This window comes from Bacillus cereus group sp. BfR-BA-01309, assembly GCF_022664315.1.
Lineage (GTDB): Bacteria > Bacillota > Bacilli > Bacillales > Bacillaceae_G > Bacillus_A > Bacillus_A mobilis.
Genome location: NZ_JAKUHE010000016.1, coordinates 1 through 26,049, shown reverse-complemented (window position 1 = coordinate 26,049; position 26,049 = coordinate 1). Strand labels below are relative to the sequence as shown.

Below are 26,049 nucleotides of genomic sequence, written 5' to 3'. Positions count from 1 at the left end.
CGATGTCATTACAGACTAAATATATAGCGGGTATTTCGCTTGGGGTTATGGGAGTAGGCTTTGCCGCTTCTATCCCGTTTCAAGGAACGGTAGCTGGAGAGATTATACAAGGGGGATTTGAAGCTGGGTTAGTTGGCGGACTTGCGGATTGGTTCGCAGTTACAGCATTATTCCGTCATCCGATGGGAATTCCAATTCCGCATACAGCGTTATTACCTAAAAATCGTAAACGAGTAACGAAAGGGCTCATTCATACGTTAGAAAATGAGTGGCTAACGAAAGAAAGTATTACGAATAAAGTAAAAGAAATGCAGCTAGCACAAATGGTACTGCAAATTGCTGAGAGAGAAATGCAGTCTGACGCTGTAAAAAAAGGAATTGTAACAATTGCTGAGAAGGCGATTGTTACAATAGATACGGAAAAATTAGCGGTTATTATTGAAAAAGAATTAAAAACGTATTTGCATACAATTAATACAAGTAACATATTACAAGTATTTGTTGATCAATTAGTTGTGCAAGAATATGATGAAAAGACACTTGATTACATATTAGTAAAAGTGAAAGATTGGACAGCGCAAGATGAAGCGCGTTATCAGCTCGGAAGCTTAGGCATGAAGGCGATGGAAAACATAAAAGTAGATGGATTTTTACAGTTTACTTTGAAATCGTTTATGAATATTGTAGATGAAGATAAAATTGGCGGCATTTTGCAGAAGTTTATTATTAGTAATATTAACAGCTTACAAGATGCGGATAATAGCACAAGACAACTTATATTATCGAAAATTCGCCAAGAAATTATAAATGTAAAAGAAAATGAAGCGTTACTACAAGAATTAGAAAATTGGAAAGAAAAATGGATTGCCAATTGGGATGCTACTGACAAAATTAAAGAGATGCTGGAGCAAGTACAACAAAGGGCAATTACTTTTGTGAAAAATGAAGAATTTACGGATAAATATGTTATTCCATTTTTACAAACACAAATGAATAAAATAAAAGAAGATGAACAAACTGTTCAAAAAATAGAAGAGTGGTTACAAAAACAAGTTGTCACACTTGTGGAAAAGAATCATTCAAAAATCGGAAAGCTTGTACAAGAAAACCTTGATAAGTTAGATGACAAAACGTTAATTGAAATGATTGAAAACAACGTCGGTAAAGATTTACAGTGGATCCGAGTAAACGGGGCTGTTTGCGGATTTATGATTGGATTAGTGTTAGAAGGAATTAAAGCGATTATATGAGGAAAACCTTCCACAATTGTGGAAGGTTTTTTATTTTTCAATAACACTCATATTTAAATTGTAAGCTTTCTCAATGTTTAACTTGTACGTCCCATTTCCTGTTTTAATCGAGTTTTTATACCAATGTTCTTGCTCGTTGAATTCTTTATTTTCTTCTGAAGTATTCTCTTCTTTTTTCGTTAAATCTTCAACTTGTTCCCAAGGTGTGTTCCCGTGAGCCTCTTTTTGATTTGTTACGGCGATTACAGATACATCGCTTTCTTTTGTTAAATGAACAGATACATGTGAACTTTCTTGTACAAACCAATTATTTTGTAATTGACCTGGGTAAAGGGATAGTTCGTTATTTGAAGCGCGAACTTCTACATTTTTATTTTGCGGAAGAACGAGTGTCGGTTTGACCTGTGGTGCTGAATTCCATAATGTATGTTGAACCGGTAATGATTTTAAAGTGATATACATCGTTTCCCCAGCTGTTTGAACTGAAAGGAAATCTTCTTGTTTTAAATTAAGTTTTTCATTAGCTTTCGTCGTCATTTCATATGTTCCAAGAAGGTGAATTTGATTTGTATGATTTCCCTCTATTGTTAGAGGGTGCTGTCCTGCATACACTACAATTTTTTTTATAGATTCAGGTATATCAAGTTGTCCACTTGGAATATTACTCGTTTGGCGAGTCGTATTAATAGAATGACGAACTTCATCTAGTAATCCAGTTGATAACAAACAGTAAAAAGCAATTCCAACGCTTCCTAAAACGCCGATAAAGAAAATACTAAAAATATCATATTTAATAAAGGGTTGTTCCTTCTTAGAAAATAGAAGATATAGTAAAATTTCCACGCCAAGTATAATAAATAAAACAGGCCACCATGCTGTTAAGGAATCTAATACCTCAGTCCCTTTTATAACTGAAAATAGTAAGAAGCAACCTAATGTAATAATAGAAAGCCCCATTGAAAATGTTCCAACGCGCCATGTTCTCATTCTTTTGTACCACCTTTGTTTTCTTTATTTCCAAGTAACAATTTAAAGCCACCACCAATTAAGAGGAGTGCAACGATAGATGTTTGGAAATAGCGATAATATAGCTCGCTAAGATGAATGTTAAATATAGTTGCAAAATAATCATTCAAAATAGGAAGGACTGTTTGATCTAATAAATAATAACCACCGAGTGCAATTAACCCAATACCGATCCATCTTTGATGATTGATAAAATAATCAATGATAGGTTCATCATGTACACGTTCTTTTCCATACTTTGCAGTTTGTTGTAAAGCGTCAAAGAAGCTATAGAACCAAATGATTGGAACTAAAAATAAAAACGCAGAAAGTCTTAACAAGTCAAGTAAATAGATTGAAAGTAAAAAGGCTGCCATAAGCTGAAGGCCGCGGCGTTGTAAGCCTAAATACATATGTCCCGCTCCGGGGAACATCGCTAAAATAGAAGCGAATGTTTTACTTTTCTTTCCTTGTTCACGGTGCTCCTCAAAATCTTCAAAGATAGTACGGTCAACTAATTGTTCACCACGTTCTTTTTTCTGTAGCTGTTGAACAACATCGAAGAAGTTATAAATCCATAAAACAGGCAATGTAATAAGGAAGATAAGGAAACTTTCTTGCGATGTTAAAAGTGCAACGAATATAATCATACTTCCGATTCCTGTGCAAGCTACTAAAAATGTAAGTCCGCGTTGCATAAGTCCTAATTGGAAATGGCCCAGTCCAGGGATGATTGATAGGAGAATGATATAAAATCGTTCGCTCTCTTTAGAGGACTCTGTAAACTCTCCGGTTGCTTGTTTTTTCGATTGATTAATAATAGTGATAACTAAATCTAGTAAGTTAATCGTCCATAATATGGCTAGTAAAAATAGAGAGATAAAAGCCAACTCACGCGCTATTAATTCTACTACGCAAAAAACTGCAAAAGAAAATAATAATAAAGCCCCTCCGCTATATAAAATAAACCGTCCAAATTTCTTTAAATATAAATGTCCAAGCCCGGGAATTAGCCCTAATACAAGTGCTAAAAAGGGATTTTTATTCATGCTTTAAACCTCCGTCCTTTTTTGATGTGTCTACCGATTTGTTAACAATTTGTTGTGAGATAGAAGTCTCATTTTCTTTGGAAGATTTCTCGAAATTTGATGTCGCTGTGAAAATATACTGGAATAAACCACTTACCATAAAAATAATTGTAGCCGCAGTCGCGATTATGTAGTGAATAATGGTGCGCTTTAGTGAGTTTGTTTTTATATTTTCATTAGATTGTAGCGTTTCAAAATCTATTTGCGTCATAACTTCGTTCGTAAATGAATCATCATTTATCATTGGAAGGTTTTCATGTTGATCATCAATACTTTCCATATAAAGTGCTAAACAGTGATCACATTCATAAAGGTGTTCTTCCATAGATTCACGTTCATTGCTTTCTATAAAATCTAAAGTATAATTGTGCCAATCTTCTTTTGAATAATGCGTCATAGAAACTCTTCCTCCTTCCAATGTTTTTTAATCCATTTTCTTGCCCGATACAGTTTCATTTCGACTGTTTTCACTTCGATGTTTTCCTGTAAAGCAATTTCTTGATAGCTTTTTTCTTCTAAGTAATGTGCGAGAACGACGTCACGGTAATTTTCGGGAAGTTCTCTCAGTTTTTGAGCAATAAGTAATCTTTGCTCTTTCGTCAATAATAAAGCCTCAATATTATGAGAGGATTTTATATTTTCCTCAGTTTCTTTACATAAAGAGAGTTCTTCGTTTTCTCTAGCTTTCTTTCTCTTATAATCAATAGCGTGATTGGTGGCAATACGCGCCATCCACGTTTTTAATCCACGAAATTGATAATTTGGGAGAGAGGCATGGATTTTTACGAATACTTCTTGTGTAACATCTTTCGCATCTTCTTCATGTCTTAAAATAGAAAAGATAACTTGGAAAATATAGTGACGATATGCTTGCACTAGGATACGAAAAGCATGTTCGCTTCCTTGCTGTGCTTTTTCAATTAATTGTTTTTCTTCAATGGGTCTCTCCCTCCTTTTTGACGCATTCTATTATATAGACGTAAGAAATGACTAGTCACCCTACACATGTTGTAAAAAAAGAATAATATATTTTTAGAAAGGAGGCTATATGAAAAAAGGTGTGAAAAAATGGTAAAGAGAAGTATATAATGAGCAAGTAGGAAATGTCACGGGAAGAAAGGATGTGAATGTTAGTAGGGGAAGGTCCATACTAACAAACATGAAAATTAAAATATTAATAGCAGATGATAATTCTTTTATTAGAGAAGGCATGAAAATTATTTTAAATACATATGAAGAGTTCGAAGTGGTAGATACAGTAAATGATGGGAAAGAAGCAGTGGACTATTGCAAAAAGAACGACGTTGATATCGCTCTTTTAGATGTTCGTATGCCAAATATGAACGGGGTAGAGGCGACGAAAGTCATTTGTGAAGAAACGAAAACGAAACCGCTAATTTTAACGACGTTCGATGATGATGAATATATTTTGGACGCAGTAAAAAATGGGGCGAAAGGTTATTTATTAAAAAATAATGATCCAGAGCGTATTCGTGATGCAATAAAAGGAGTATATAACGGTCAAACTGTTATGCAAGATGTAGTGCTTGATAAAATTAAGTGCAATTTAATGGAAAGCAAAGAGGAAGAATATAAAATAGATACAAGTCTTTTTACAGAAAGAGAGCTTAGTATTATCGCATTAATTGCGAAAGGTTTCTCGAATAAAGAAATTTCAAAGCAACTTTTCATATCAGAAGGAACGATTGCAAATTATATTACATCGGTTTTAGGGAAAACTGGACTAGAACATCGCACACAAATTGCGATTTATTACTTAACAGGGAAAGTAGATTAGTGATATGGAATTTTGGTTAATTGTAAGTAAATTAATTGTTTTTATATATATTGTGTTTAGTTACATTTATTTAAATGTTGTGAACTTACCATGGATTATACTGACTTTGCTTTTATATCTTTCTGTAAACGTGCTAATTTCTATATTTAAAAAAGATACGTACAAAAACATATTAACTTCTGTATCAATTGGCGTAGTTATGTTATTTGCATGGAAGGTTCATCCGTTTTTTATTTTGTTTTTACCATTGAACTTATATGAAATTATATTTCCTTATATAGAGAAGAAATGGCAGCTCTTTATCATTATGATGATTCCTATTATCTTTACAGATGAAAGTATTCGAATGACATATGGATTAATTGTTGCATTTTCTTTCCTTGTATTAACTATGGCAGAACGTTATATATCGCGTGTGTTAAAGCTTGAATCACAAAATGATAAGATGCGAAAAGATATGCAGCGGCTGACGAAAAGCTTACATGAAAATAAAGAGTACATAAAGCAATCAGAGTACACATTTAAGTTAGAAGAGAGAAACCGGCTCTCTCAAGAAATTCATGATAAAATTGGCCACTCGATGACAGGGGCGTTAATTCAAATGGAAGCGGCAAAGAGATTAATGGGGATAGATAAAGAGAAATCTGCCGAGTTATTACAAAATGCAATTCATATTTCGAAAGATGGAATTGAAAGTATTCGGGTTACATTAAAAAATATGAAGCCACCAACTGAGCAAATTGGTATTCATCGTATGAAATTATTCATAGAGGAATTTGCCGGTAAGCATGATATAAATATTCCTTTCGTATATAAAGGGAATTTAGATATGATTTCACCGATTCAGTGGAAGGTTATCGGTGAAAATGTTATGGAGGCACTAACGAACGCGATGAAATATGCTGATGCGACAGTCATTTCAATCGATATTCATGTACTTAACAAGATGGTGAAAGTACAAGTGAAGGATAACGGAAAAGGTGCAGCTCTCGTTAAGAAAGGTCTTGGGATTATGGGGATGGAGGAGCGAACAGCGTCAGTAAATGGGAAAATTATTGTGGATGGAACAAGTGGTTTTTCAGTAACAATGCTGTTGCCAATATAAGAGAATGGGACGAAGATGAATCATCTCATATAAAAAAAGTGAATAATCTCATGTGAAAAGAATGAACTTCTGCACTGAGCAGGTTCATTTTTTTTGTTTATAATAAATAGCAGAGAAACCGAAATAGGGGTGAAATGATGAATACATTAGAAATTAAAAATTTAACGAAAAAATTTGGTGATTTCATCGCGGTAGATAATATGTCTTTATCTATTAAAGAAGGAGAGATATTTGGCTTTTTAGGATCAAATGGTGCTGGTAAAAGTACAACGATAAATATGATTGCTGGGTTATTAAGAAGTAATGAAGGTGAAATTAGCATATTAGGAAAAAATATAAAGAAACATAATCGATTTGCGAAGATGAATATCGGTATCGTTCCGCAAGATATTGCGATTTATGAAGAGTTAACTGCCTATGAAAATGTGAAATTCTTTGCTGGATTGTACGGGTTAAGAGGAGCTGAGCTAAAAGCGAGAGTAGAGGAAGCACTTCAGTTTGTAGGGCTTAGTGATAAACATAAAAGTTACCCGAAAAACTTTTCTGGCGGGATGAAACGAAGACTGAATATCGCTTGTGCGATCGCTCATAGGCCGAAGTTAATTATTATGGATGAGCCGACAGTTGGAATTGATCCACAGTCAAGAAACTATATTCTCCAGTCTGTTCGAAAATTAAATGAAATGGGAAGTACCATTATTTACACGAGCCACTACATGGAAGAAGTAGAAGAGATTTGTACGAAAATAGCAATTGTGGATCACGGTAAAGTAATTGCAGAAGGTACGAAAGAACAGTTAAAAGCTATTATTACTGATACGAAAGATATTTGGGTGGAAGTGAAGTCAGTAGAAAATTTAGATGTAGAACAGTTAAAAGTGATAAACGGTGTGAAAGCTGTTCAAATTGAAGAGAACGTAATTAAAGTAAACTCGGATGCAGGAGTAAACAATTTAAATAAAATTATTCAACACTTCATTAATCATGACATTGAAATCCGCTCGTTAGAGGAACAGGCTCCAAACTTAGAAACAGTATTCCTTACGTTGACTGGAAGAAACTTACGAGATAAATAAAATGTAAATGAAGAAAAGGTAAAGGGAGGTTCATCAATTGAACATCTTCAATATTGCAGTTATGCATATTAAACGAGATTTCAGAGACGTAAGAACTTTAGTTTTTATGTTAGCATTTCCGATTGTGCTTATGCTTGTATTAGGAACAGCGTTAACGAATGCATTTAATAGTGATAGTCAATCGATTAAGGATATACAAGTGCTATATAAAGATGAAGCGAGTAGCTCACTTTCACAAGCGTTTGCAGCATTTACGAAAGAAGTCGATAAATCAGGTATTCATTTTAAAAAAGCTTCCGGCAGTATAGATGGGAAAGAAGAAGTGAAGCAAAATAAATATGCTGCTTATGTAGAATTAAATAAAGATGGTGCAAAATTTTACGGAAGTGACAAGAGTAGTATTGAGGGAAGTATTGTGGAAGGTATGCTTACAACATTTGTTGATAAGTACAATGTAGCGGCCGAAGTTGCAAAAGTTGATCCTAGTAAGGTGAGCGCAGTTATTTCAAATGGAAATCATAATGATTATATAAAAGAAACATCTTTACAAGCTGCGAAAAAACCAGGTTCTATGGATTACTATGCGGTTGTAATGACAACGATGATTGCACTATATGCTGCAATGGGGGCGAGTTCTTTAATTCGAGGAGAACGAATACGTAAAACAGGAGATCGTCTCATTGCTGCACCTATAAGTAAGGCTGAAATATTCATTGGAAAAGTACTTGGTAGCCTAGTAGCAAATGCTTTGTGCATATTACTCGTTATGTTATTTAGTAAATATGTTTTTCAAGCGAATTGGGGCGAACATCTTGGAATCATATTTATTATTTTATTAACACAAGTCTTCCTAGCAATTAGCTTCGGTTTAGGAATCGGATATATTACAAAAACACCGGAAGCATCAAGAGCAATTATTATGGTAGTAGTGCAATTAGCTTCTATTTTTGGTGGTGCATATTTCGTAATAGAAGAAAATTTCGTTACGAATTTATCACCATTAACGTGGGCAAACACAGCTGTTATGAAAATTATTTATGCAAATGATGTAGGAGCAGCACTGCCGGTAATATGTTTAAATCTTGGCATTTCGGCACTATTTTTATTAATAGCAATTATTGCATTACGTAGACGGGAGGGGCTATAGTATGAAAGATATTTTATGGCTCATACAAAAAACGTTATCTGTGCTTTTGAAAAATAAAAAAAGTTTACTCATTATAATTAGTTTACCGATAATAGGGACGCTAATCTCCTTCTCAATGTATGGGAATGTGGGGCAAGGGACGTTAAATATCGGGGTTATAAATAAAGAAAATCAATCTATAGCAAATGATACGGTGAAATTTTTAGAAGGATTAAATCATGTAAAGGTAAGTAAAATTAAAGAATCTGAAGTAGAAGATAAACTCACTTCCAAAAAACTTGATGGAGTTATTACATTAGATTCTGGTTTTTCCAAAAGTGTTCGAGAAGGGAAACCAGCTCATATTGAAATTTCATCGATTAAAGGCGATCAAGTAACAGGATTTATAAAATCATATTTATACAATTATATTGATAATGTAGCGGCTATTAGTAAAGTAGCAGGGGCAGATCAAAGTACATTTGATACTATGTACGCTGGGTATCAAAAAGGTTCATTTAAAATGAAAACTGAAACGCTAGAAGATACTTCGAAAAATAAGGATATGACAAAGCAAACGCTGGGTTATCTGATTATGTTTATGTTATTTTCAGCAGCGAACTTATCTGGTCAGATTTTAAAAGAAAAAGAGAATAGAACGTATTTTAGACTCATATCAACGCCGATAGATGGGAAGAAGTTCATATTATCTAATGTCGGGGTAAATTTGATGATATTAACAGTACAAATTCTAATTACAATCCTAGTCCTAACGAATGTTTTTCATATAAATATCAATATGCCTTTCATCTTGATGATTGGTATACTCATGCTATTTGCTTTAATAGCGATTGGAATATCGTTAGTCCTTGTCGCTTTTTCGAAAAACTCAGCATCAGCAAATGCACTGCAAAATATGATTATTGTACCGACATGTTTACTAGCTGGATGTTATTTTCCGTATGACATTATGCCCAAAGCGGTACAAAAAGTAGCTGATTTTCTTCCGCAGAGATGGCTATTAGACACTGTATCAAAACTACAACAAGGAATTCCATTCTCTGAGTTGTATTTAAACATTTTAATTTTATTCGCCTTTGCGGTCGCATTCTTCTTAATTGCTATTTATAAGTTTGGAAGAAATAATGATGCGAGAAACTTTGTTTAAATAAAAAAGGTGTGGCTTAATGCCGCACCTTTTTTGTTCGTAGTTTAGAGTATCTTTTGTAATATAGGAATGCTTTTATAGAGTACTTCGTTATGTGAAGCATGCACAACATATTTATTTCCCTCTAGAAGAAAAACGCTATGTAGAACAGCATTGCCATCACCATGTTTTGTAAGTATATCACCGACGACTTTGCCGTCTGTCCATCTCAGTTTGGAATGTGAAGGGACAACTTGTAAATATTGAATGGTTTCCTCTCCATCTCCGGCAATGAGTGTAGTTTCAATATTTCTTTTTTGTATCATAGATCTATTTTCATTTAATACAACGAGGAAAGGGTTTTTCGTGTTCATCCTACTATAAGGAAGAAATGCAATCGAAGAGCCAGATCTTATAAATAAATAATTTCCGTAATCTTTACACGGAATAACATCTTGTAATCCTGGAAAGTAAAGATGTATTGCCGCAACTGTATTCGTGTTATGTAAGGTGCTTAAATAGTGAATGAATTGTTCCATATAAAAATGAACGATATTTATTTTAGAAGAGGCATGGACAGGAAGACTACCCCCAGTCCAATAACTATAATTGGCCGGAGATCCAGCGTTTGGTGTACAGAGTATAATAAGCTGATTCACATCATTTTTATATGCGTCACTTTGAACGTAAGTACGTCCAAGAAGCCCGCCCATACTATGACAAATGAGATTTAATTTATCGCAACCTGTAATTTTTTTCGCATAGGCAATCGTTTGTAATAAATATTTTTGTGTAGAAAAAACGATGCGCTGCCGCCAGTCATAAAAACAAATGAACAAGTCTTTATTTCGTTTGTACCCCATACTTTCTAACATCTTGATGAACGGCTCATAAACAAACGCAGAAAGTCCAAAGCCCCAATTACCGGTACCTGGAATAATAATATTACTCATAGAACCGAAAAGCCCTGGGATAAAAACAATAGGGGTTTTTCCTTTTCTCATATTCTCCTCTCCTTTACCTGTTTAACATCGATTAAAAATTAAGAAATACATTTCGTATGAAAACATATTTAAATGAAACACTACGGAGTAGAAAGTAATTTGAGCGGAAGGAAATCAAAATGATAAAAAAAATATTGCGAGTTACTTCTATTATTATTGCGATTGTTATTTTTATATTAATTTGTATGCATATTGACGTTACGCTCGGAAGAAAAATGGAAGCCGGGAAAAACATGCCGACAGAGTATGCACCACATCATAGTGACTTTCAATTATATGTAGAAGGGAAGTCATTTTATAAACAGTTATTTACGGATATAAAAGAAGCGAAACAATCTATTTACACGTACTTTTTTATTTTGTCGGATGATAAAAGTAGCCATACTTTTTTAAACTTATTAAAAGAGAAGGCAAAAGAAGGAGTAAACGTCTATTTATCCGTTGATCGCATTAATGATTTATCATTCGAAAGAAAGAAGATAAATGAATTGCGGGAAAGTGGTGTACATTTTACATATAGTAGAAAACCTCAATTGCCATTCGGTTTTTATTCGCTTCACCATCGCAATCATCGTCGTATTACGACGATTGATGGGGAGATTGGCTATACAGGTGGTTTTAATATAGGAGATGAGTATTTAGGAAAAGATAAGCGATTTGGATATTGGCGTGACTATCATGTACGGCTTAAAGGAGAAGGAGCAAAAGATTTAGAAGAACAATTCGCTTTAGATTGGAAACGAGATACTAAAGAACATATAAAAAGAAGTACGAATAAAGCGAGTAAAGGGAACACATTACATACGATGACTAGCTACAATGGACATCACGTCGCTGAAACATATATCGAATTAATAAAACAAGCGAAGCATTCAATTGTCATTACAACACCTTATTTTATAGCGACAAATAAAGAATTAATGAATGCTTTATTTGAAGCGCAAAAACGTGGTGTTACAGTAAAAATACTTTGGTCATATAAACCAGATATTCCTCTTATTAAAGAGGCGGCGTATCCGTATATTCGTCAAGCTGTTAATAATGGAATTAAAGTATATGGTTATAAAAAAGGGATGTTTCATGGGAAGCTAATGTTAATTGATAATGAACTAACTGTTATCGGTACAACAAATTTTACTTCACGAAGTTTCAATATAAATGATGAGATGAATTTGTATATTCATGGTGGTTCAATTGTAGGGCAAGTTAATGAGGCGTTAACGGAGGATTTTCATGATTCAAAAGAAATGACGAAAGAATTTTTTGAGAAGTTATCGTTTTGGGAGCGTTGTAAGGAGAAAATTGCGGGATTAGTGGATTTTTATTTATAAAGGTTAATGGAAAAGGATGTCTTTTATAGACATCCTTTTTTAATGAGAAATAATTAGTTTTCATGTACAAGCAATGAAGCATCATCATTAATCAATGTCCCCACATGCTCACCTAAACAAATTCTTTTCATAACACCAGGCTCATCAAAGTTAAAGACGTGTGCGGGTAAATTATAATCACGGGCAAGTAATAAAGCGGCTTGATCCATGACTTGTATGTTTTGCCTAACCACATCGTTATAGTTTAGTTTTCTGTACATTTTCGCTGATTTATTATGTTTTGGATCACTAGTAAAGACGCCATCTACTCCTTGCTTTGCGACTAATATTGCGTCACTATTCATTTCAATGGCTCTTTGAACACTTGGATAATCGGTGGTAACGAACGGTTGCCCGTTACCACCGCCAAAAATGACAACATAACCGTTATCTAAATGATGTACTGCTCTGAGGCGAATATAAGGCTCTGCTACCGCATTAAACGGGATAGAAGTCATAACGCGTACTTCTCTATCTGTTTTACTTGTTAAAACGCCGCGAAGCATTAAGCTGTTAATGATTGTGCCTAATGTACCGATATTATCAGCTTCTACACGATCAATTCCCCATTCTTCAGCTAGATGACCTCTGAAAATGTTGCCACCGCCGATGACAATGGATACTTCGATACCTAAGTCAATAATGGATATAATTTCGTTTGCGATATGTTCTAATCGTTTGGAGTTAAAGCTATTTCCGGATTGATCAGCAAGTGCGCCGCCACTTAATTTAATTAAGACTCTTTTGTATGGCTTCATAACAATTCCCCCTATATAGATCGCAATAAAAAAGGAACAAAGGCAAATGCCTTTGTTCCTTTTTAAGAAAATGAAAAAGAAAAGAAGAAGATAGGACGAATTTTTGTACATAATTTTTCATACCATCCACTCCTTTTCATTTCGATTTGTTGTAAGTATATATCTTTTTGATTATACGAAACAATCTGATTACTTATCAAGTATATTTTATTTCTTTTTCACGAAAAGGTGTCAATGAAAAAGAAAAGAAAAATTTTCGAATTTTTTGTGACGAACTTGTAGGTTTTTGTATGATTTTGTAGGTTCGCCTATATGATGTGTGTGTAAGCTTTTATAAATACGAAATGAAAGCGTTCGCATAAAGGGGATGAACATAAATGAAAAAATTCGGATTGGCAACACAAATTTTTGTTGCCCTTGTTTTAGGGATTGTAGTAGGGGCAATCTTTTATGGTAATAAAACGGCGATTTCTTATATCACACCAGTTGGGGATATATTTATTCACTTAATTAAGATGATTGTAGTACCAATTGTTATTTCAGCATTAATTGTCGCGGTAGCTGGTGTAGGCGACATGAAAAAGCTTGGGAAACTGGGCGGTAAGACAATTCTTTATTTCGAAATTATTACGACGATTGCTATTTTAATGGGATTACTTGCAGCGAATATATTCCAGCCAGGTACTGGCGTTGATATGAGTAATTTACAGCAAAGTGATATTTCTTCTTATAAACAAACAGCAGATGCAACAGAGAAGAAAGGCTTTGCAGAAACGATTGTTCATATTGTACCGAAAAATATATTTGAGTCTATTACACAAGGTGACTTATTACCGATTATTTTCTTCTCAGTATTATTCGGTTTAGGAGTTGCGGCAATTGGAGACAAAGGAAAGCCTGTCTTTAACTTCTTTGAAGGTGTACTCGAAGCGATGTTTTGGGTTACAAATCAAGTTATGAAATTTGCACCATTTGGTGTATTCGCATTAATTGCGGTTACGGTTGCAAAATTTGGTGTAGCAACACTACTTCCTTTAGGAAAACTAGTGCTAGCTGTATACGTAACTGTTATACTATTCGTTGTGATTGTATTAGGTATTAATGCACGAATGGTTGGCGTAAACATTTTTACATTAATGAAAATTTTAAAAGAAGAACTTATTCTTTCATTTACGACAGCAAGTTCAGAAGCTGTTTTACCTAATATAATGAGAAAAATGGAAGAGTTCGGTTGTCCAAAGGCAGTTGCCTCTTTCGTAATTCCGACAGGTTATACATTTAACTTGACTGGATCGGCTATTTATCAAGCTTTAGCGGCATTGTTTGTTGCACAAATGTACGGTGTGCACATGTCACTGACAGAGCAAATTACGTTATTATTCGTTCTCATGTTAACATCCAAGGGTATGGCGGGAGTTCCAGGTGCATCATTCGTTGTTGTATTAGCAACGTTAGGTTCAATGGGGTTACCACTAGAAGGTATCGCGTTAATTGCGGGAATTGACCGCATTTTAGATATGATTCGCTCATCTGTCAATGTATTAGGAAATGCATTAGCGGCCATTGTTATGTCGAAGTGGGAAGGCGAATTCGATAATGAGAAAGCAAAACAATATGTAGAAACAGTCAAAGAAACAAAAGCAGCATAAGAAATCGTTAAGGAGTGAATAATCATGGCAACATTAACTGAAGTTAAAAATGGTGTTCGAATTGAAAAAGATTTTTTAGGTGAAAAAGAAGTACCAAACTATGCATACTATGGCGTACAAACAATGCGTGCAGTAGAAAACTTCCCAATTACAGGATACAAAATCCATGAAGGCTTAATTAAAGCATTCGCAATTGTGAAAAAGGCTGCAGCGCTTGCTAATACAGATGTAGGAAGATTGGAATTGAACAAGGGCGGCGCGATCGCAGAAGCCGCTCAAGAAATTCTTGATGGAAAATGGCATGATCATTTCATCGTAGATCCAATCCAAGGCGGAGCAGGTACTTCAATGAACATGAATGCAAATGAAGTCATGGCCAATCGTGCTCTTGAATTATTAGGAATGGAAAAGGGAGACTATCATTATATTAGTCCAAATAGTCATGTAAACATGGCACAATCAACAAACGATGCATTCCCAACAGCGATTCATATCGCAACATTAAACGCATTAGAAGGTTTATTACAAACGATGGGTTATATGCACGATGTATTTGAATTAAAAGCAGAACAGTTCGATCATGTTATTAAAATGGGTCGTACACATTTACAAGACGCTGTGCCAATTCGTCTTGGACAAGAATTTAAAGCGTATTCTCGTGTACTTGAACGTGATATGAAACGTATCAAGCAATCACGTCAACATCTGTATGAAGTAAATATGGGAGCAACTGCAGTTGGTACAGGCTTAAATGCAGATCCAGAATATATTGAAGCAGTTGTAAAACATTTAGCTGCAATCAGTGAATTACCACTTGTTGGTGCAGAAGACTTAGTAGATGCAACGCAAAATACGGATGCATACACAGAAGTATCTGCAGCACTTAAAGTATGTATGATGAATATGTCTAAAATTGCAAATGACCTTCGCTTAATGGCATCAGGTCCACGCGTTGGTTTAGCGGAAATTATGCTACCAGCTCGTCAACCAGGTTCATCAATTATGCCAGGGAAAGTAAATCCTGTTATGCCAGAAGTAATTAACCAAATTGCGTTCCAAGTAATTGGTAACGACCATACAATTTGCCTTGCTTCAGAAGCAGGACAACTAGAATTAAACGTTATGGAACCAGTACTTGTATTCAACTTACTTCAATCAATTAGCATTATGAATAACGGTTTCCGTGTCTTTACAGATAATTGCTTAAAAGGAATTGAAGCGAATGAAGATCGCTTAAAAGAGTATGTTGAGAAGAGTGTAGGAATTATTACAGCCGTGAACCCTCATATCGGTTATGAAGCAGCAGCTCGCGTTGCGAAAGAAGCAATCGCGACAGGTCAATCCGTTCGAGAACTTTGTGTGAAGAATGGTGTATTGTCACAAGAAGATTTAGAGTTAATTCTAGATCCATTCGAAATGACACACCCAGGGATTGCAGGAGCAACTCTTTTAAAGAAAAATTAACAGAAGAGGGGGGACAAGCCCCTCTTTTTTGTTTACAATATAGAAATGCTATATATGAATAGAGGTAGGGATGTTATGAGTAAGTTTACAGTAGCTTCTAATGGTTCATTAGAAACGACATTAAGAGGAGTAGAAGTATTATCAACACCACTTTTAAATAAAGGGGTCGCTTTCACGCAAGAAGAAAGAGAAGAATTAGGTTTAAAAGGGTTATTACCGCCAGCAGTTTTAACATTAGAAGAACAAGCACGCCGAGCATACGAGCAATTTTGTTCTCAGCCGGATGATTTATTAAAGAATGTATACTTAACAGCGTTGCATGATCGAAATGAAGTATTATTTTATCGTATATTAACAAATCATTTACGTGAAATGTTACCGATCGTATATACACCAACTGTTGGTGTAGCAATTCAAAGATATAGTCATGAATATCGTAAACCACGTGGTGTGTATTTATCAATTAACGATCCGTCAGGTATTGAAGAAGCATTCGCTAATATCGGTGCAACAGCTGAAAACATTGATTTAGTCGTTGTAACAGATGGAGAAGGCATACTTGGAATTGGTGACTGGGGCGTTGGTGGGATTAACATCGCAATCGGAAAATTAGCTGTTTATACGGCCGCGGTTGGAATCGATCCTAGTCGTGTATTACCGGTAATTCTAGACGTAGGTACAAATCGTGAAGAACTATTAAATAATCCATTTTATATTGGAAATCGTCACCCTCGTATAACTGGTGAAGCTTACGATGAGTTTATTGATACGTTTGTACAAGCGGTAAATAAGCAATTCCCGAAAGCACTATTACATTGGGAAGACTTTAGTTCTCGAAATGCACGAAAAATTTTAGATAAATATCGTCATGATATTTGTACATTTAATGATGATATTCAAGGTACAGGTGCAGTTTCCCTTGCTGCTGTATTATCGGCAGTGAAAGCTTCAAGTGTACCGTTAAGTGAACACCGCGTTGTTGTATTTGGTGCTGGGACGGCTGGAATCGGTATCGCAGATCAAGTTAGAGATGCAATGGTCCGCGAAGGCGTATCAGAAGAAGAATCATATAAGCGTTTCTGGTGTATTGATCGTAACGGGTTAGTTACAGATGATATGGAAGATCTTCTTGATTTCCAAATGCCGTATGCACGAAAAGAAGCGGAAGTAAGTGAGTGGAAACAAAATGATGTGATTGGACTTGCTGAAGTTGTGAAACATGTAAAACCAACAATTTTAATCGGTACATCAACGGTTGCAGGCGCATTTAAAGAAGAGATTATTAAAGAAATGGCTTCTCACGTAGAAAGACCAATCATTTTACCAATGTCGAATCCGACGCCACTTGCCGAAGCGAAACCAGCTGATTTAATCGAGTGGACAGAAGGAAGAGCATTAGTAGCAACAGGAAGTCCATTTGAACCAGTTACATATAACGGTGTAACGTATGTGATTGGACAATCAAATAATGCACTTATTTTCCCAGGGCTTGGTCTTGGAACAATTGTTGTACGTGCAAGCGTCATGACGGATGGAATGTTTGCAGCAGCTGCTGAAGCAGTTGCAAGCATGGTAGATACAAGTCAGCCAGGAGCACCTATTTTGCCAGAAGTTGAAGAGTTACGTAATATCTCGGAAATGGTTGCAATTGAAGTAGCGAAAGTTGCTGTTGCAGAAGGTGTAGCTAGAGAGAATTTAAGTGATAACGATATCAAGATTGCAGTGAAAGAAGCAATCTGGGAGCCAGAGTATCGCCAAATAAAAGCGGTAGAAAAGGTTAGCATATAGAAATAAAGCCCGTTTATTATATAAGCGGGCTTTCACTTTTACTACTGACAAAAAGTATAGGAAGTGGCACCTTTGAATTGGAATCAGTTATGGAAGAAAGATATATCCCTTTTAATTATATTAATGGTTGTTGTTCCGATTGCTGGAGAGCTTAATTTTCATCCTTTTAACGATACGTTTCGCGTTAGCTTTGGGACGCCGCTTTTCTTCTTTTTATTGCTGTTTTTAAGAAGAATCCCAGCAGCGGCTGCGGGTATTCTGGTCGGTATATGTGTCGTTTTATTCCGCGTATGTCTTGACTGGGTTATGCAAGGGTCATTTCATATGACAGAATCATTTTATTTGCGTTATCCTGTGTTCTTTTATTATTTTATTTATGGAAGTCTTTTTTCATTTTGTAGGGTGAATAAGTTTCATCAGAAACCAATCGTTATTGGTTGCCTTGGAATTACAATTGAAATTATCGCAAGTATGTCAGAACTAGCGATTTATCACATGGTCGTGCTCGGTACAACGATAACAGTTTCTGAAGTAAATAAACTTATCATTATTGCTATTTTCCGTAGTTTCTTTGCACTAGGATTTTTAAATATGATGATATTATATGAAACGAAATTAAAAGAATCACAAGTCCGAAAAGAAAATGAAAAAATGTTCATGCACCTTTCGAATTTATATGTAGAATCAGTTCATTTGAAAAAAACGTTGCAAAATGCAGAGTTGATTACACAAGAAGCATATCAACTATATCGAAATTTACAGGCGAAAAATGATTCTAGTAGTAAAACAGCATTGAAAATAGCAGGAGAAGTGCACGAAATAAAAAAGGATAATCAAAGAATTTTTGCAGGATTATCCAAACTGTTATTAGATAAAAATGTGGCGGAGTATGTAGAAGGTCATGAGCTTACAGAAATGATTGTAAGAATAAATGAAAAGTACGCTGGAATGCTAGAGAAAGATATATGTTTTTCTAAACATATAGAAGGTGAACACGCTGCATATCACGTGTATACAGTGCTATCAATCTTTAATAATTTAGTTGCCAATGCAGTGGAAGCAATTGAAGATAGAGGTCTCATTCATATTAAGTTATATAAACGAGATCAACATGTAATCTTTGAAGTAATTGATGATGGCCCTGGTATAGCACAAAAGTATAAGAAATTAGTATTTAAGCCCGGGTTTACTTCCAAGTATGATCAAACAGGAACACCGTCAACAGGTATTGGACTTTCTTACATACACGAAATGGTAACAGAGCTCGGCGGAGAAGTAAGGTTAGAAGACAATGAAAATGAAAAAGGATGTAAGTTTATCGTTTGTTTACCGGAGGGCAGTTTAAAGCGGGAAGGGGAATAGGTTTGTTTTATTATATTGTAGATGATGATGAAGTTTTCCGTTCGATGCTTTCGCAAATTATTGAGGATGGCGATCTTGGGGAAGTAATTGGAGAATCGGAAGATGGAGCTTTTGTAGAAGTAGAACAGCTAAATTATAAAAAAGTGGATATTTTGTTTATTGATTTACTCATGCCAATGAGAGATGGCATTGAAACAGTTCGCCATATAGCGCCTGCATTCAACGGGAAAATTATTATGATTTCCCAAGTTGAATCGAAACAGCTCATTGGTGAGGCATATACACTTGGTGTGGAATATTATATTACGAAACCACTAAACAAAATTGAAGTTGAATCTGTCGTACGAAAAGTAATGGAACGGATTCGCTTGGAGCGTTCCATACATGATATTCAAAAATCATTGAATAACGTGTTTCAGTGGGAGCAGCCGCAAATGCGCAATGAACCGGTGCAAGAAGCAAAAAAGATAGCAGATTCCGGACGCTTCTTACTAGCAGAACTAGGTATTGCGGGAGAGAACGGAAGTAAAGATTTACTTAGTATGCTGGAATATTTATACGGACAAGAAAAGGCGCAAACATTTGAATTTGGATTTCCTGCGTTAAAAGACACTTTTCACCAAATCACATTAAAAAAATTAGATCATATAGCTTCGGATGTAGATATAGATAAGGAGAGAAAAGCATCTGAACAACGTGTAAGAAGAGCGATTTATCAATCATTGAATCATTTAGCTTCACTCGGACTAACAGACTTTTCAAATCCAAAATTTGAAAGCTATGCCCCGAAATTTTTTGATTTCACTGTAGTGAGAAAACGAATGACAGAAATGACAAAGGATGAAATAGCGACTTCTGGACATATACGAATTAATACGAAAAAATTTATTCAAGTGTTGTATTTTGAGGCGAAAAGGTTGATGGAGATAGAGTGAAGAAGGTGCTTATAAATAAGCATCTTTTTTGTTCAATCAACATTTTATATTTTCTCGTTAAGCATGTAAAATGTTAAGTAAGAGAAAATGGTTTTACATTAAGGAAGTGTCAAAACAATGAGTTTTACATTAAATAAATCGATTATTAAAGAAGTGTGCGGAGAGACCTCCTATAAAAGAGGCGAAGCTTATTATAAATCAAATAAAGTAATCGTGAATCATTATGATGAAACGAAAGAAATTTGTGAGGCGACGGTAAAAGGGAATGAAGATTTTCACGTTACAGTAGAAAAAGCTCAAAAAGGTGATGTAGTTGCGAGATGTAGTTGTCCTTCGTTAGCATCTTTTCAAACGTACTGTCAACATGTTGCAGCCGTACTAATACAAATAAATTATAACCAGCAAACGGGCGGCATGGTCTCTGCTAGTAATGAAAACATGAGCGGAAATGATCAATTAACGAGCGGGATGTTTCAGTTGTTTGCAGACAAACCACTGCGGCCAAAAAGTAAACAACACCGTTTTGATACACGTGAAATATTAGATGTTGCGTTTATATGTTCACCAGTGGCTACGAAAAGCGGTGGGGCCCTTCTTGGAATTCAGTTAAAACTTGCGAAAACTTATTTTATAAAGCATATTAGAGAATTTCTTTCTAAAGTGGAGAAAAGAGAGGCTTTTCATTGTTCCAATGAATTTACATACACACCAGATGTACATAGCTTCAAGCAAGAAACGGATGCGGTTATTCAGCAGCTGATTAAAATGTATCATAATGAAAAAATGTATGAAGATACGTTAGAAGTACATGCGAAACAAGATGAAAGTATGATATTCATACCGCCAGCTTCATGGAAAGATATGCTCTCTTCACTTTCTAAAGTGGAGTATGTACAGCTGAAACAAAATGAGCAACTGTTTCATGGTTTGCAGATGTCAAACGGTTTATTGCCATTACATTTTGAATTTACGAAAGGAAATAATGGTGGATTCACACTTCATATAGACGGCCTAAATCGTGTTCAAGTTATGGAAATGTATAACAACGCTCTTTATGATGGGAAACTATATCATTTGCCTATGGAAGATTGTATGCGACTTATTGAATTGCAAAAGATGATGAGCCGCTCAAATAGCAATCAGTTTTATATTCCTGAAAATAAGATGGAACATTTCGTAGCGAAAGTCGTACCAGGATTAATGAAACTTGGAACGGTACGCATTGATGAAGTCATATCAGATCGTGTTGAAACACCGTCGCTAAAAGCAAAACTATATTTAGATCGAGTGAAAAATCGCTTGTTAGCAGGTCTTGAATTTCATTATGGAAATGTTGTGATCAATCCGCTAGAAGAAGACGGGCAGCCGTCTGTTTTTAATCGGGATGAGAAAAAGGAAAAAGAGATTTTAGACATTATGAGTGAAAGTACCTTTGCGAAAACAGAAGGTGGTTACTTTATGCATAATGAAGAGGCTGAGTATAACTTTTTATATCATGTCGTTCCAACGTTAAAAGGCTTAGTTGATATTTACGCGACAACAGCAATTAAATTACGCATTCATAAAGGAGATACAGCACCTCTTATTAGGGTAAGAAGAAAAGAACGAATTGATTGGTTATCATTTCGTTTTGATATAAAAGGAATACCGGAAGCGGAAATTAAAGGTGTATTAGTCGCTCTAGAAGAGAAACGCAAATATTACCGATTAGCGAATGGTTCTTTATTATCACTAGAGAGCAAAGAGTTTAATGAAATTAATCAGTTTGTAAAAGAATCAGGTATTCGAAAAGAATTTTTACATGGGGAAGAAGTGAATGTTCCGCTTATTCGGAGTGTAAAATGGATGAACGGACTTCACGAGGGTCATGTTTTAAGTTTAGATGAGTCTGTTCAAGATTTAGTTGAAAGCATTCAAAACCCGAAAAAATTAAAGTTTACAGTACCGCAAACTTTACATGCTGTCATGAGAGAGTATCAAGTATACGGATTCGAATGGATGAAAACACTTGCCTATTACCGTTTTGGCGGTATTTTAGCAGACGATATGGGACTTGGAAAAACGCTGCAAAGTATTGCTTTTATAGATTCTGTTTTGCCTGAAATTCGGGAGAAGAAGCTACCTATATTAGTCGTTTCACCGTCCTCGCTCGTCTACAATTGGTTTAGTGAATTGAAAAAATTCGCCCCGCATATTAAAGCGGTTATTGCAGATGGAAATCAAACAGAACGACGAAAAATTTTAAAGGACGTAGCGGAATTTGATGTCGTAATTACGTCATATCCGTTACTGAGAAGAGATATAAGATCGTATGCGAGGCCGTTTCATACACTATTTCTTGATGAAGCACAGGCGTTTAAAAATCCTACAACGCAAACTGCAAGAGCAGTGAAAACAATTCAAGCTGAGCATCGTTTCGGACTAACGGGAACGCCTGTAGAAAATTCATTAGAAGAGCTATGGTCTATCTTCCATGTCGTCTTTCCGGAATTATTACCGGGAAGAAAAGAATTCGGTGATTTGAGGCGCGAAGATATAGCAAAGCGCGTAAAACCTTTCGTATTAAGACGGTTAAAACAAGACGTATTACAGGAGCTTCCAGATAAAATAGAGCACTTACAGTCATCGGAGTTATTACCAGATCAAAAGAGACTATATGCTGCTTATTTAGCGAAATTAAGGGAAGAAACGTTAAAGCATTTAGATAAAGATACGTTACGTAAAAATAAAATTAGAATTTTAGCTGGCTTAACGAGATTACGACAAATTTGTAATCATCCCGCTTTATTCGTTGATGATTATAAGGGGAGTTCAGCTAAATTTGAGCAACTGTTAGAGATATTAGAGGAATGCAGAAGTACTGGTAAGAGAATTTTAATCTTTTCTCAATTTACGAAGATGCTGTCTATTATTGGTCGTGAGTTAAACCGTCAAGCTGTTCCATACTTTTATTTAGACGGAAATACACCTTCGCAAGAACGTGTAGAGCTATGTGACCGGTTTAACGAAGGAGAAGGGGATCTATTTCTCATTTCTTTAAAAGCTGGTGGTACGGGTCTTAATTTAACGGGTGCCGATACGGTTATATTGTACGATTTATGGTGGAATCCAGCTGTTGAACAACAAGCAGCAGATAGAGCATATCGAATGGGACAAAAAAATACGGTACAAGTTATTAAATTAGTGGCTCACGGAACAATTGAGGAAAAAATGCATGAACTGCAAGAGAGTAAGAAAAATTTAATCGCTGAAGTGATTGAGCCGGGAGAAGAGAAATTGTCCTCAATTACTGAGGAAGAAATTCGAGATATTTTAATGATCTAATATAAAAAGCTGTGCCTTCAAATGTATGAGGGCATAGCTTTTTTGTTGTAATAATTATATTTTGTTTTGTGCAAAGTAAAGAAATCAAATGTTATATAAATTACTTCTTTGTGCCTTTACTTTTGTATGGCTTGGCAGCTGCCTTTTTCTTTGCACTTGATTGCCAACGGTTCCACCCTTTACTTCCTGTACCTTGTCCTACACCTTTTTTTGGTTTTGCTTTCGTTTTACTCATATGATCACTCCGTTATATAAAAATCTTATTTGATAATAGTCAATGATTTAGAAAATACTCTTTATAAATGACTATGTTTACTTTAAGTAAAAATAAACTGCTTGAATGCTATAGTATAACATGAATTTGCAAGTAAACTGAAAGGAATTATAAAGAAAATGAAAAAAATACGAAATACTGCGGATTCTATATTTCGAACGATTACATTACTTGTTGTGTATATGTTAGTCTCGCTTAGCGAAACATTTTTTGGATTAACAAGGCAAAAGAAGTGAAGATGTTATATTAAAAACAATCAATAAAGCCGTAAAATAAAGAATTGAAAAATATTTTTAAATTTTTGTTGACTTTCTTTATTTTTTGTATAGAATAATCATTAATAAAATGTTTCAGAGATGTGACAACAAAACGACTATGAAAGGACGAGTAGTAGTAGGATGTAGTCTAAGCGAGTCAGGGGTGGTGTGAGCCTGATACGAAGCCTATTATGAAGAACCTCCTGGAGTTGCTAACCGAAATCCTTTACAGGAAAGTAGACTTAGCCGGGTACTTCGCCGTTACAAGAAGAACAGTATCGAGATATTTCATCTCCGTACTGTATAAGTGAGCAACCTCTGTTGCTAATTTGGGTGGTACCGCGGAACCAAAGTCTTTCGTCCCAGTTTTTTGGGGAAGAAGGGCTTTTTTTGTTGGCTTCTTTTCACAACATCCAAACATTTTAGGAGGAAACCACCATGTATCAATCATTAATGACAGTAAGAGAGACTCAAATCGCAATTAAGGAAGTTAAAACATTTTTTGAGGATCAATTAGCAAAACGCCTTGAGCTATTCCGCGTATCTGCACCATTATTCGTAACGAAAAAATCAGGATTAAACGATCATCTAAACGGTGTAGAGCGTCCAATTGAATTTGATATGTTACATTCAGGAGAAGAATTAGAAATTGTTCACTCACTAGCGAAGTGGAAAAGATTCGCATTACATGAATATGGATATGAAGCTGGTGAAGGTTTATATACAAACATGAACGCGATTCGTCGTGATGAAGAACTTGATGCAACACATTCCATTTATGTTGACCAATGGGATTGGGAAAAAATCGTTCAAAAAGAATGGCGTACTGTAGATTACTTACAAAAAACAGTACAAATAATTTATGGAATATTCAAAGAATTAGAAGATCACTTATTTGAAAAGTATCCGTTCCTTGGAAAGTATTTACCAGAAGAAATTGTTTTCATCACTTCCCAAGAACTAGAAGATAAATATCCAGAATTAACACCGAAAGATCGTGAACACGCAATTGCGAAAGAACACGGTGCAGTCTTCATTATCGGAATTGGTGATGCACTTCGTTCAGGTGAAAAGCATGATGGGCGCGCAGCTGATTATGATGATTGGAAATTAAACGGTGACATTTTATTCTGGCACCCAGTATTACAATCTTCATTCGAATTATCATCAATGGGAATTCGTGTTGATAGCAAATCACTTGATGAGCAATTAAAGAAAACAGGTGAAGATTTCAAACGTGAGTACGATTTCCATAAAGGTATTTTAGAAGACGTACTACCATTAACAATTGGCGGTGGTATTGGACAATCAAGAATGTGCATGTACTTCTTACGAAAAGCACATATCGGTGAAGTTCAATCTTCTGTATGGCCTGACGATTTACGTGAAGCTTGCAAGAAAGAAAACATTCATCTGTTTTAATAGAAGAGAGAGAGTAACTCAAGGAGTTATTCTCTCTTTTTTTATTGTGTAAACGAATGGTTTACAGTGGATTATACCAATAGTTTCTTTCTTTTTCGTCTCCTGTTATGTAATAATTTGTTAAAGGAGTTAATGACAGTAAATAAGAATCTATAAAAAACTATAAAAATTTACAATTACAGGTTTTATATTTTACAGAATTCAACCTATAATATTTTCAGGTGATGAAAAGGGGGGAAAAGGATGAAAACAACACGTACTTGTAAAATCAATTCTATTACAAAAGAACAAACGGAAGCTTTAATTACTTTGATCCGTACGTTCGAAAGTGCAAAACGATATAGTTTTAATCGTTTGATTGAGGGCGAAAACGAGAAAGAATTGATAAAAAAACTACAACCTAAATATTTGTTAAATAAACGTTTTTGTGAAGATGCGATTTTACAAGCGCAAACGATCCTTTTCTCTCAAAAAGAACTTCTTCCTGTTTACCTAGAAAACAATCAAAAAAAGTTAGAAAAGACGTTACAAAAAATAGATGATTATGAAAGTGGTAAAAAAAGACCTAAACAAGTTTTATTAGAAACTTGTTTAATTGGTTTAAGAAAACGAAAACAAAAATTAGAGCAAAGAATAGAAACGTATGCAAAACATATTAAAAATGAAACATTACCTCCTATTATTTTTGGTGGGAGGAAAAATTTCTATGAAAGAATGAAAAACAAGATATCCAATCAAGAATGGAAAGATTTGCGTACACGACAATTATATTCTCGTGGAGATAAAAGCAAAAAAGGGAATTTGAACATGCGCATTACAGTTGATGACTGTGGGCAAGGATGGTTAG

21 protein-coding genes, 1 pseudogene and 1 other annotated feature are annotated in these 26,049 nt (G+C 35.1%); of the genes and pseudogenes, 15 read left to right on the top strand and 7 right to left on the bottom strand.

The window, feature by feature from the left end:
• Positions 1 to 2: 2 nt before the first annotated feature.
• The gene (locus tag MR115_RS23740) at positions 3 to 1,250 is read left to right on the top strand and encodes a DUF445 domain-containing protein (RefSeq protein ID WP_242242975.1); all 1,248 of its coding nucleotides are present in this window, start codon (positions 3 to 5) and stop codon (positions 1,248 to 1,250) included.
• Between the two features lie 30 nt (positions 1,251 to 1,280).
• Here MR115_RS23740 and exsE read toward each other — a convergent pair whose 3' ends face one another.
• The 4 genes from exsE to MR115_RS23720 are packed head-to-tail and all read right to left on the bottom strand — an operon-like array spanning position 1,281 to position 4,219.
• Positions 1,281 to 2,237, bottom strand: coding sequence for an exosporium protein ExsE (gene exsE / locus MR115_RS23735; protein ID WP_242242974.1), 957 nt, complete (start codon positions 2,235 to 2,237; stop codon positions 1,281 to 1,283).
• Positions 2,234 to 3,304: a hypothetical protein gene (locus MR115_RS23730; RefSeq protein WP_242242973.1), complete on the bottom strand. Its 1,071-nt coding sequence runs from the start codon at positions 3,302 to 3,304 to the stop codon at positions 2,234 to 2,236. Before MR115_RS23730 ends, exsE begins: the two co-directional genes overlap by 4 nt.
• A complete protein-coding gene (locus tag MR115_RS23725) occupies positions 3,297 to 3,740 on the bottom strand; it encodes a hypothetical protein (protein WP_242242972.1) in 444 nt (147 codons plus the stop codon). Before MR115_RS23725 ends, MR115_RS23730 begins: the two co-directional genes overlap by 8 nt.
• Positions 3,737 to 4,219 (bottom strand): RNA polymerase sigma factor, encoded by a 483-nt coding sequence (locus MR115_RS23720; RefSeq protein WP_242242971.1) that lies wholly within the window; start codon positions 4,217 to 4,219, stop codon positions 3,737 to 3,739. The genes MR115_RS23725 and MR115_RS23720 overlap by 4 nt, the downstream gene beginning before the upstream one ends.
• Before the next feature lie 283 nt (positions 4,220 to 4,502).
• On the opposite strand from MR115_RS23720, the gene MR115_RS23715 reads away from it, so the two are divergent.
• The 5 genes from MR115_RS23715 to MR115_RS23695 all read left to right on the top strand — a co-directional run bounded on the left by MR115_RS23715 (position 4,503) and on the right by MR115_RS23695 (position 9,616).
• On the top strand, positions 4,503 to 5,141 hold the full coding sequence (locus MR115_RS23715) for a response regulator transcription factor (RefSeq protein ID WP_242243026.1): 639 nt from the start codon (positions 4,503 to 4,505) through the stop codon (positions 5,139 to 5,141).
• Positions 5,142 to 5,145: 4 nt separating this feature from the next.
• Positions 5,146 to 6,246, top strand: a complete 1,101-nt coding sequence (locus tag MR115_RS23710; RefSeq protein WP_242242970.1) for a sensor histidine kinase — start codon at positions 5,146 to 5,148, stop codon at positions 6,244 to 6,246.
• A gap of 137 nt (positions 6,247 to 6,383) precedes the next feature.
• Positions 6,384 to 7,322 (top strand): ABC transporter ATP-binding protein, encoded by a 939-nt coding sequence (locus MR115_RS23705; RefSeq protein ID WP_061676604.1) that lies wholly within the window; start codon positions 6,384 to 6,386, stop codon positions 7,320 to 7,322.
• Between the two features lie 37 nt (positions 7,323 to 7,359).
• Positions 7,360 to 8,469: an ABC transporter permease gene (locus MR115_RS23700; protein ID WP_098586597.1), complete on the top strand. Its 1,110-nt coding sequence runs from the start codon at positions 7,360 to 7,362 to the stop codon at positions 8,467 to 8,469.
• 1 nt (position 8,470) lies between these two features.
• Positions 8,471 to 9,616, top strand: a complete 1,146-nt coding sequence (locus tag MR115_RS23695; protein ID WP_242242969.1) for an ABC transporter permease — start codon at positions 8,471 to 8,473, stop codon at positions 9,614 to 9,616.
• Positions 9,617 to 9,660: 44 nt separating this feature from the next.
• On the opposite strand, the gene MR115_RS23690 is transcribed toward MR115_RS23695, so the two are convergent.
• Positions 9,661 to 10,599 carry an esterase/lipase family protein gene (locus tag MR115_RS23690; protein WP_242242968.1) on the bottom strand — a complete coding sequence of 313 codons (939 nt, stop codon included), beginning with the start codon at positions 10,597 to 10,599 and terminating at the stop codon, positions 9,661 to 9,663.
• A 119-nt stretch (positions 10,600 to 10,718) separates the two neighbouring features.
• On the opposite strand from MR115_RS23690, the gene cls reads away from it, so the two are divergent.
• A complete protein-coding gene (gene cls / locus MR115_RS23685; RefSeq protein WP_242242967.1) occupies positions 10,719 to 11,930 on the top strand; it encodes a cardiolipin synthase in 1,212 nt (403 codons plus the stop codon).
• A gap of 53 nt (positions 11,931 to 11,983) precedes the next feature.
• Here cls and pyrH read toward each other — a convergent pair whose 3' ends face one another.
• Complete coding sequence (gene pyrH / locus MR115_RS23680) at positions 11,984 to 12,727, bottom strand: UMP kinase (protein WP_000806134.1); 744 nt, start codon at positions 12,725 to 12,727, stop codon at positions 11,984 to 11,986.
• A 377-nt stretch (positions 12,728 to 13,104) separates the two neighbouring features.
• On the opposite strand from pyrH, the gene MR115_RS23675 reads away from it, so the two are divergent.
• From MR115_RS23675 to MR115_RS23650, 6 genes are all read left to right on the top strand, one after another.
• Positions 13,105 to 14,376, top strand: coding sequence for a cation:dicarboxylate symporter family transporter (locus tag MR115_RS23675; RefSeq protein WP_242242966.1), 1,272 nt, complete (start codon positions 13,105 to 13,107; stop codon positions 14,374 to 14,376).
• A gap of 24 nt (positions 14,377 to 14,400) precedes the next feature.
• Complete coding sequence (aspA, locus tag MR115_RS23670; RefSeq protein ID WP_242242965.1) at positions 14,401 to 15,840, top strand: aspartate ammonia-lyase; 1,440 nt, start codon at positions 14,401 to 14,403, stop codon at positions 15,838 to 15,840.
• A 75-nt stretch (positions 15,841 to 15,915) separates the two neighbouring features.
• Entirely contained in the window at positions 15,916 to 17,628 is a 1,713-nt protein-coding gene (gene malS / locus MR115_RS23665; RefSeq protein ID WP_242242964.1) for an oxaloacetate-decarboxylating malate dehydrogenase, read from the top strand.
• Positions 17,629 to 17,691: 63 nt separating this feature from the next.
• Positions 17,692 to 18,990, top strand: a complete 1,299-nt coding sequence (locus MR115_RS23660) for a sensor histidine kinase (RefSeq protein ID WP_242242963.1) — start codon at positions 17,692 to 17,694, stop codon at positions 18,988 to 18,990.
• A gap of 2 nt (positions 18,991 to 18,992) precedes the next feature.
• Positions 18,993 to 19,925: a response regulator gene (locus MR115_RS23655; RefSeq protein ID WP_242242962.1), complete on the top strand. Its 933-nt coding sequence runs from the start codon at positions 18,993 to 18,995 to the stop codon at positions 19,923 to 19,925.
• Positions 19,926 to 20,042: 117 nt separating this feature from the next.
• Entirely contained in the window at positions 20,043 to 23,249 is a 3,207-nt protein-coding gene (locus MR115_RS23650; protein ID WP_242242961.1) for an SNF2 helicase associated domain-containing protein, read from the top strand.
• A gap of 100 nt (positions 23,250 to 23,349) precedes the next feature.
• Here MR115_RS23650 and MR115_RS23645 read toward each other — a convergent pair whose 3' ends face one another.
• On the bottom strand, positions 23,350 to 23,484 hold the full coding sequence (locus MR115_RS23645; RefSeq protein WP_000047588.1) for a DUF3934 domain-containing protein: 135 nt from the start codon (positions 23,482 to 23,484) through the stop codon (positions 23,350 to 23,352).
• Between the two features lie 405 nt (positions 23,485 to 23,889).
• Positions 23,890 to 24,148 (top strand) — a binding site (T-box leader).
• A 70-nt stretch (positions 24,149 to 24,218) separates the two neighbouring features.
• Between MR115_RS23645 and asnA the strand changes: the two genes are divergently transcribed.
• On the top strand, positions 24,219 to 25,202 hold the full coding sequence (gene asnA / locus MR115_RS23640) for an aspartate--ammonia ligase (protein WP_242242960.1): 984 nt from the start codon (positions 24,219 to 24,221) through the stop codon (positions 25,200 to 25,202).
• A 243-nt stretch (positions 25,203 to 25,445) separates the two neighbouring features.
• Positions 25,446 to 26,049: pseudogene (locus MR115_RS23635) on the top strand (IS200/IS605 family accessory protein TnpB-related protein); the annotation flags it as partial.